This window comes from Idiomarina sp. T82-3 (assembly GCF_001577655.1).
Classification (GTDB): domain Bacteria; phylum Pseudomonadota; class Gammaproteobacteria; order Enterobacterales; family Alteromonadaceae; genus Idiomarina; species Idiomarina baltica.
This window is the reverse complement of sequence record NZ_LSBQ01000033.1, coordinates 1-8,864: the sequence shown is the minus strand read 5'-3', so window position 1 is coordinate 8,864 and position 8,864 is coordinate 1. Positions and strand designations below refer to the sequence as shown.

The following is an 8,864-nucleotide window of genomic DNA, read 5'->3' as shown; positions in this document are numbered from 1 at the left end:
TTCCGGTATCGTGATCGGCAAGCGCCGTCACAGCCTTTTTCTGATCACGACGCAGCGTTGCTTTCAGGCTGACTTCCGGCAGCAACTGGCCGGGCATTCTGCGGTCATCGATTTCTACTGTTATTCCCTGTTCGTGCAACAATGCCTGAAGATCATCAAAACAGCCTCTCGGTACCGAGATATAACCTTGCTCAATCCGGGCACATGATATGTAACGAGGGATGCCATGAGTTGAAAATCGAAGTGCCTGGGTTTTGAAAAATACTGGATTGGCAAAGCTCGCCATGCGCTTTATTCGTGCCGCCAGTGTCCCTGGTATGTCTGACAACTTCATATAAATGTGATTGGCCAGGGTAAGCGTGATGCTCTCGGGACATCCTGAAATTATCCCTGTATCGACCGGTAAAGCTTGTTCCCACGGCAACGCAACTTCTGCTATCGCATCGGAATCAGGCTCATTTCCAACGATATCTCGAAGCTGAGCCGGCGAAACGGTCTTTTGCTGACTAAGTAGCGCCCACTGATCCGGATACGGGGTTAGCTTATCGTCGACGAATACAGTACATCCACGACTTCGCGCCTCATGCTGAAGCGGAAGGGCAATCAAATTGCCAAATCCACCATCGGGCATCGTATCCTGGTTGGGGAATAGCCGGTCATACGAATCGAAGGACAGGCCCGGGTGACGTTCCATGGCTTTGTCCAGCAGCTTGAACCCCAAAGCCCTCGCGGACCAGGCTGGAACAGCGTCCGAAAAGAAGACCCATAGGTGGGCACCCGCACCGGACCGGGAGATCTCTACAAGATAAGGGACACCTTCATCACGACAAGCCTGGGCCAGCGCACGAACATCTGCTCTCCAGTCCTCCTTATCAAAATCTACAGCCAGCAGATAACAGGAACTGTCCGGCAACAATGGGTATAACCCTGCTACATGCTTGCCGGACAGGTGGTCATACACTGCACTGAAATCCAGAGGCTTGAACTTTTTGTGAGGGCACTCGCTACATTTGATCCGGGGTTTCTGACAGATGCCCTGTACCCACTCATTTGCACAGGCGACAGCATAACCGGAACGTCCATTCGAGCTACTTTCCCAGCGAACCGCATAGACATCCTGTCGGCCGCGAAAGAGCTCCCGAAATAACTCAGCTTTTTGATTGGGAGTCAATTGCATTGATGTGGGTGATTGTGCAGCTCGCTGAAGCTCGTTCCTCCGGGAAAGTAAGGCTACTTTTTCCTTCTCAAGCTCAGATAACCTCAATGCAATGGCCGCAAGCTCTTCTTCTACTTGGATAAATGCCTCCCAACGCTAAATCAGTCAACCACAATAATCTTTCTTTGAATATTTGACTGATCCTATCAGATATAGATTTCTAATCAGTAAAACAAATGACCGCGTTTTCTTACCAGTAAACAGCCGGAGTCAATAAGAATGGCCCCGCGACCTTGGTTCCGGGTCATCCAGAATAGCACCTGCTACCGCCGTCAGAGTAATTGCGGCGACGCTTTCCATAGGTAACCTCTGCTGATCAAAAATACCATTTTCTTTTATAGCCAATGATATGCATGCCCCGCCAACTTTTCGCTACGTCCGAATTTGAACTTTGTTCTATAAGTACAAACTATTGATTTATAAAGATTATTTTTGTTTTTCCTCTTGCATATTCTCAACTTCATGAGAATATTTAATAAAAGCAGGAGGACATAATGAAAAGATTAGCACCCTTAACTACGGCAATATTGGCCGCTGCCCTGGCTGGCTGCGCGGCCACCCCACGAGTTTACAATCAGGAAGAGTCTCGGGCTTTAAACCTGGCGAGAGCCGGTGGCATCTACGATATGGACTTGCGGGATTCTGGGGATGGCACTCGCTCCTACAGTAAAGGCATGTTGGTGCCATTACTGGATCTCGCCAGCCTGGCGACTTCATTTGATGCACCGCTTCGACATCTCTCAGGTAGCCAGACGTTTTTGTTCAACGCGACTGACATCATGATGACTCCAGACAATCCGTCGGCGAGACCAAGCCTGATGGGATGGATGCCAGCGTCTATGGCCAGTTCGGAGGCTCAGGCCTATGAGCAGTATGTGGATCTGGTGGACCAGGCCATCCGAGTAGCTGCCAATGATATGGCGTTGAGGGCCACCAAACTCAGTAACGTGGAGACGCCCGAGATTGACGGCCATCCACTGGTGCTTTGGTCGATTGAAAGCGCTGAGCATGGATGTGGTGTGAATCAATGTGTGGTTGCCTACAACATCAAAACTCCGAATCGCTGGAAGTCACCGCTCTACGTGGAAGGTACTGGACCTGAAAGCTTCAACATCGCGGCCAATCATCCAGAGAATTACTCTCGCCTCATTTTCCGGCAGTCAGGTGAACAACAAAGCTTCCCTGTGGACGAGTTCTACCGCACGGTCAGTGGTGCCTTACCATCCTGGATGGTGATGTATTTTCCTCCCGGCACCGTCGTCCAGGATGGCGAACCGCTGCCGTACCCAGTGCTTTACGAGCAGGGCCAGCGACTGATGTTCAAGGAGCCAGATCATGAGTGACTGGCATGATGAACTTGAGTTCGCGCTGTTGCCGCTTGAAGACGCCAAAATCGATAGCAACTGCATGACCTCTGTGATCAGCAATGCTCTGAGTGAGCAAGGCATCTTCCATCAATGTCGTATCGGATACGCAGAGGACCGACTGAGCCGAATGGCCACCGCTCCCCATTGCTGGATCGAGCTCGAACAGGGCTGGTGTATCGATCTCCGGCTCAGACAGTGGCTGGGCGATGAGGACGACCTCCCTCACGGTGTATTCCAGCCATCCAGCTACCCCAGAGTTCGATACCAAGGCACTGCGTGGCTGGTTTCACGCCTGGACACGGAGGATTTGAGGGCGATGACAAATGATGCCTACAGCAAGGTGAAACTGCCATGGCTAGCCGGGCAAGCCGCTGCGGCCTGACGCCGGGCAAAACTTGCATTTTCTCAGGTTCTGGTAGCTTCGAAGTAAAGAGCTATCGGGGGCTGAAACCATGGTGAGAGTAACAAAAATAGTAGTAGTGGGGCTCGCCGGGATCGGCTTTGTGGAGCTCGTCTTTAGTGGCGTCGATGCAGCGCTTTACGCATGGTATCTATTGTTCTTGCTCTGGGTGGTCGTACTGCTTATTCGTTTCGCAATGGCCGCAGTCGATGCTTACAAGACGGTTTTCGCCAAGGGACTCGATGGGCAAATGACGTTTCCTGAATTCGAGAAAAAGATGGCGTCGTTTAGTCGAGGCGGTGGTAGGGAAGAAAACGGTCCAAGCAGCACGACAACCTCCGATACCGGGAGTCAAGAAGGCGCAGGCGATCTCTTCGATGACTTCAGAGTCAATCCGATCCTCCGAGAGGATGATCCGTTCGGGGAGTTTTTCGACTCTTGAGGTGGTTCCTGATGGGTACACATCAGGGGAACCAACTGCTCAGGCCGCTTACCATGACAAGTAACCATTTAAAACAGACCGGCCAAACGGAACCACTTATAACAGACTGAGGAGGCATGAATGTTTATACGCGCCTATTTGAGAGCATCGACCCAGGAACAAAATGCCGAGCGGGCCAAAGCATCGCTAATCCAGTTTGCCGAGCAACACGGTCAGCGCATTGCTGCCTTTTATACCGAGAACGTCTCCGGTGCCACATTGCATCGTCCCGAACTGATGCGACTGATTGCCGAATCTGGTGAAGGTGACATTGTGCTGGTAGAGCAGATAGACCGGCTTGCCCGCCTTAAACAGCAGGACTGGGATACGCTCAAACAGAAGCTGGCAGCCAAGCGGTTGGCGATTGTCTCGCCCGAGTTACCAACGAGTTGGCTGGCTCTGGACAAGAAAGACGACACCGGCTTTACCGAATCTATCTTGCAGGCGGTCAACAGCATGATGCTCGACATGTTGGCAGCGGTAGCCCGGAAAGACTATGAGGACAGACGTCGCCGACAGAATCAAGGGATCAACAAGGCTCGCAGCGAGGGTAAGTATCAGGGGCGTCAACCTGATCTGAAGAGGCGGCAACACATCGCCAGTTTACTGCGCACTGGCCATAGCTATAACGAAATCCAGGACATCCTGGGTTGTTCGCGCCATCTGATTGCCTCTGTCGCAAAGGAACAAAAGCAGTCAGGTGCAGCATAGGCTGCAATTTGCAATCAAAGAACGAAAACAGGAGAACTCACATGATCGATATGTTCGTCACACTCATTGCTTTCCTCGGCTTTGTCGCCGTTATCCTGGCGATCTGCGGCATCACATACCTGAATGCTGACAAGCTGGAAGCATTTCTCAACCGGAAGCTTAAAGCACGCCGCCAGATCGATAAAAATTCCAGATAATCTGGGGTAAACGGCTACTTTTGCCCAAATTGGCAAATTACAGACCCGTGGGTTTGTCTCTGCGGCCAGTAGCATTTCTCTTGAACATCAACCAACAGGAGAATGCTAATGAGCAAACCCAAAACCATTCAGGAAATCACCGATAAGTGGCATGAGGTGGCGCGCGCCGGGGAGTTTGACCATCATCAGGGGCGCCGAATGGCACTTGGTCAATGCAGACAGTATCTACAATCACTTTCCAAAAGCCTGGATATGGAGCGAGCGCGCCTTCGCTATCTCGCTCAGCGACTGTCGGACCATTTCTGGGCGCATAATGAGGCTCATCGAACCAAAGAAACGAGAGGCTATCCTGGCCATCACGGCTGCCGGGTGAGAATGCTGCACGGCAGCTTGGAAATGCACTGGTACTACAACACCTTCGTAAGAGTGAAAAACGGTAAGGGGCATGCGGTTTTCAGTGAACACATCCGCCGAGCCCTGAAACACCGGTACTCAAAACCCGCATTTAACCGCGCTCACGACTGGGAGAGGCCCATCATTGAGGAGACCGAAGCCGGGTTTGAGATAGTGCGTATCATGAATGCAAACCTCACTCACATGCGCCGTCTCGTCAGGGCAAACCTGAAGCAGCTGGACAGTCTGGAGGCGCACTTCGATGGCCTTCAGCCCCCGGAATCCTAAACAAAAAATCGTTCAGGCCCGTCCCTTTCCGACGGGCTTTATGCATCTATTTTAGTGGATGATTACAAACAGTATTTGGCTTGAACTACGTAATCCTCTGGGTACAAGATTTGTCGAAAGACCTAGATTTTTTTGTATTCGCACCGACCTGTGTATACGATAGTTTGACAATAAAAAGCAATTCTTACGGTTGACTGCGAGGGATATGTGAAAAACTGCTCAAAAGGATCAATTTGGAGAAAGTGGGACCTCCATGTCCATACCCCATTTTCAATTCTGAACAACCAGTTCGGCGACGACTTTGACAATTACGTCAGAAAACTCTTTCGGTCAGCAATAGATCATAATGTAAGTGCCATTGGCCTGACCGACTATTGCCTTCTTGACGGCTATAAAAAAGTAGTCGAAGACTATATTCTCAACGATGATAAACTATCTGAGCTATTTGATGAGGATGAAATCAGGAAAATTAAGAATATTGCTATTTTCCCAAATCTCGAGTTTCGCTTGGACAAACTCGTAGTAGGCAAAGAGGTCGACTTAAAATGGAATAGGCGGACCAACTTCCACGTTATCCTTTCCAATGAATTGTCTCCCACATTAATCCAAAGAGAGTTTTTATCTAGAATACAGTTTGAAACTCACGCTGAAACAGGGCTTAAAGCAGAGAGAAGAGCCTTAACCAAAGAAAACTTGATAGAATATGGTGAAAGACTAATTGAAGAACACCCCGAGTTTAGAGGCCAATCTGCCCTTGCGGTAGGGATCTGCAATGCCTCGGTCAATACAAGCGAAATAGCAGAACTGCTCACCGAAGATGGAAGATTCAAAAAAAACTACTTGTTAGCTTTGCCGTGTGACGAAGACCTCAGCAGAGTAAGTTGGAACTCGGCCGGTCACGGTACTCGGAAGACACTTATTCAACAGAGCCAACTGATATTCTCATCTAACAAGCGTACGAGAAGCTTCTTGCTCGGAGATTATCACGATAATCCTACCTCTTTCAGAAAAGAATTTGGCTTACCTAAAGCTTGTATATGGGGTTCTGATGCACATGCATACGACACACTTTTTGAGCCTGACGAAGAAAATAACACTTGGATAAAGGCTGATCTTACTTTTGAGGGCCTCAAGCAGGTAGTATTTGAGCCGAGGTCACGGGTTGCTATTCAAGATACCTGCCCTGGCGATAAGGTAAGCTATGAAGTTATAGACTCTGTTCGATTCAAAGATTCCAGTGGGAAAAATATTTTTCCTGAATATAAAATAGAATTAAATTCGGATTTAAATTCGATTATTGGTGGCAAATCCTCAGGGAAATCGCTTTTACTCTATCATATTTCAAGGACGGCAAACAAAGAGGAAACCGTAAAGAAGTGTGATCTAGCAAAGGCAAGTACTTATCCAGAATTTGAAAATGAATCAAATTTCGACTTTGAAATCACTTGGAACGACAACACTAAACAAAGCTTTAGAGAAACAAACGACCAACGACCAATAACCTATATACCTCAGCTATATATAAATAAATTAGCCGAGGAAAGTGGTCGAGATCAACTCAATGAGCTTGTACTCGAAATTCTATATCAAGACAGGGAAATAAAGCTAGATGCTGAAGAGCTTTTTAAAAAATGTGATTCGTTGAATGAGAGCATCAGTACACAGGTTACAAAACTTGTATCCCTCAGACACAAGTATGCAAAAGAAAAGAGCGAAAAGGAAAAAATAGGAGCTGAGAATTCGGTAAATAATGAAAGAGAAAAAATAAAAGAAAAAATAGAAAAAATAAAAAAATCATCAGGTTTTACTCCTGAAGAAAGCAAGATTTATAAAAAGCTTAGCGACAGATTGTCAGTTAGTGAAAAAAGGCGTTCGTCTCTTTTAAGATATATTGAAATACACACTGAGCTAAAAAATGAATTAGTAAGAGAGATGGAAGACTCGTTTAGAAACGTAGCTCTTATGACGAATTCTGAAGAGTCAGAAAAAAAACGGTTTCACACTGGAAGCCGCCTTGTTCAGATAACACTGGCTAAGATTCAGAAAATTATTGATGACCTGCCAATAGAAGCGGGAAAGAACATTCGCCGCGCTAATAGCTTGATAGGCTCGCTAGATGAAAGAATTATAAATACCACGGAAAGTCTTGAAAAATTCTCGTCTAAAGTAAAAAGCCAAAACGAATTGAAAGGACTTCTAGAGGCGCAAAAACGGGAAGAAGCTAAGCTTAGAGCTATTCAAGAAGCAGGCAAGAAGGTCAAAAGCACTCTCGAACAAGGAAAAGCAGCTTCTGATCAGCTTAAAGCCCTGTATGAGCAGTTGTTTGACACATATGGTGAAATAGAGGCGCTTTTCAATGGTGCTGCGAAGATAGACAATGAAAATATAACGCTTCAAGCTAGCCTAGAATTCGATCACAATAGTTTCGATTCTTTCATAAACTGTTTTGATGCCAGAGGAAGCCTTGCAAGTATTCTAGGCGACTCGATTGATAGTGAAAACAATTATATTTACTCAAAAGACACGCATTTAGACTCTATATTCACCCTGAGCGAGAAGGTTCGAGATTTCTCCCAGATCGCCCATAAAGTTCGAAAGAGTGCGAACGAGGAACTAATCCTTAGAAATCTACTTCAGGATTGCTTTTACATATCTTTTAACTTGCTTTATAAAAATGACGACATTATCAGCATGTCGCCCGGTAAGCGAGGACTGGTGCTTCTCCATCTCATACTACACTTGAGCAATTCCTCTCACCCTATACTTATAGATCAGCCTGAAGATAATTTAGATAACCGAACAGTTTATAATGAACTCCGCGACTTTATTAGGGAAAGGAAAGAGAAAAGACAAATCATCATGGTCACTCACAACGCTAATATGGTTGTATCCACGGATTCCGAATGTGTTATCGTCGCGAATCAGGCTGGCCAGCAGCATGATATGGAAAACGAGCAATTTAGATTCGAATATGTTTCCGGCGCCATGGAGTGCACGTTTTTCGAACCAGATGCGCCTTCATTGCTTAAGAAATTCGGCATTAGAGAGCATATTTGCGAGGTTCTAGAGGGGGGGCAACTTGCATTCGAAGAGCGAGAGCGTAAGTACGCTTTCAAGCGATAAGGACAACTTAAGGCCCGATCGAGGTCGGCACCGGCCAGGGAGAGGAAGAGGTGCAGTTATCGACGCTGGTCGACAAGCTCAACGAGCGATTTGGTACTGAATTTACCCCGGCGGATCAGCTGTTCTTCGATCAGGTGAAGGGAACCGCTGTTGCCAACGAACAGCTACGGCAGGCCGTCATGGCCAACAGCCTGGAGAATTTCGAACCGGTATTTAACAAGCAGCTTGAGAATTTGTTTGTAGAGCGAATGGACGGCAACGAAGACATCTTCATACGCTTGATGAACGACGAATCCTTCCGCAATATCGCTTCTCAGTACCTGATGCGGGCTGTGTATAACCAGGTCAAAACCAGCGTTGAATCACAGTAACAGAACAAAAAAGGGATAACGTCCGTTATGAAAGCTACAGAAGCCAAGTTGCTCGACTTCCTGAAGAAGTCGCCACAATTTGTCATTCCGATTTACCAGAGAACGTATTCCTGGTCTGAACAGCAATGTCGCCAACTGTGGGACGACATTATGCGAGCCGGCACCAACGATGGTATATCAGCACATTTCATTGGCTCGGTGGTCTACATCGAGAAGGGGTATGTAGCGTCAATTACCTTGGCCGGTTTTCCGGCAATTATCCTGGCCGGTTGATACCGATTTTTAACTACCGTTGCTCATTGCCATTTTGCGACGGT

The 8,864-nt window shown here is 47.3% G+C and carries 10 protein-coding genes; 9 read left to right on the top strand and 1 reads right to left on the bottom strand.

Annotated features, from left to right (window positions below; translation table 11 throughout):
• Positions 1 to 1,177 (bottom strand): TOTE conflict system archaeo-eukaryotic primase domain-containing protein (locus tag AWU56_RS12805; protein WP_462991763.1); only part of this gene is annotated, 1,177 nt, incomplete at its 3' end.
• A gap of 533 nt (positions 1,178 to 1,710) precedes the next feature.
• On the opposite strand from AWU56_RS12805, the gene AWU56_RS12800 reads away from it, so the two are divergent.
• From AWU56_RS12800 to AWU56_RS12760, 9 genes are all read left to right on the top strand, one after another.
• Complete coding sequence (locus tag AWU56_RS12800) at positions 1,711 to 2,559, top strand: hypothetical protein (protein WP_286682741.1); 849 nt, start codon at positions 1,711 to 1,713, stop codon at positions 2,557 to 2,559.
• On the top strand, positions 2,552 to 2,965 hold the full coding sequence (locus tag AWU56_RS12795; protein WP_104417166.1) for a hypothetical protein: 414 nt from the start codon (positions 2,552 to 2,554) through the stop codon (positions 2,963 to 2,965). The genes AWU56_RS12800 and AWU56_RS12795 overlap by 8 nt, the downstream gene beginning before the upstream one ends.
• Positions 2,966 to 3,035: 70 nt before the next feature.
• Positions 3,036 to 3,425, top strand: coding sequence for a hypothetical protein (locus tag AWU56_RS12790; protein WP_104417165.1), 390 nt, complete (start codon positions 3,036 to 3,038; stop codon positions 3,423 to 3,425).
• Positions 3,426 to 3,545: 120 nt separating this feature from the next.
• Positions 3,546 to 4,175 carry a recombinase family protein gene (locus tag AWU56_RS12785; RefSeq protein WP_104417164.1) on the top strand — a complete coding sequence of 210 codons (630 nt, stop codon included), beginning with the start codon at positions 3,546 to 3,548 and terminating at the stop codon, positions 4,173 to 4,175.
• 41 nt (positions 4,176 to 4,216) lie between these two features.
• Entirely contained in the window at positions 4,217 to 4,372 is a 156-nt protein-coding gene (locus AWU56_RS12780; RefSeq protein WP_165794771.1) for a hypothetical protein, read from the top strand.
• 108 nt (positions 4,373 to 4,480) lie between these two features.
• Positions 4,481 to 5,053, top strand: a complete 573-nt coding sequence (mobI, locus tag AWU56_RS12775) for a conjugative transfer protein MobI(A/C) (RefSeq protein WP_286682740.1) — start codon at positions 4,481 to 4,483, stop codon at positions 5,051 to 5,053.
• A gap of 207 nt (positions 5,054 to 5,260) precedes the next feature.
• Complete coding sequence (locus tag AWU56_RS12770; RefSeq protein ID WP_104417162.1) at positions 5,261 to 8,176, top strand: TrlF family AAA-like ATPase; 2,916 nt, start codon at positions 5,261 to 5,263, stop codon at positions 8,174 to 8,176.
• A 50-nt stretch (positions 8,177 to 8,226) separates the two neighbouring features.
• Positions 8,227 to 8,547 carry a helicase gene (locus tag AWU56_RS12765; protein WP_104417161.1) on the top strand — a complete coding sequence of 107 codons (321 nt, stop codon included), beginning with the start codon at positions 8,227 to 8,229 and terminating at the stop codon, positions 8,545 to 8,547.
• Between the two features lie 27 nt (positions 8,548 to 8,574).
• Positions 8,575 to 8,820, top strand: coding sequence for a DUF262 domain-containing protein (locus AWU56_RS12760; protein ID WP_286682739.1), 246 nt, complete (start codon positions 8,575 to 8,577; stop codon positions 8,818 to 8,820).
• The last annotated feature ends 44 nt before the right edge of the window (positions 8,821 to 8,864 follow it).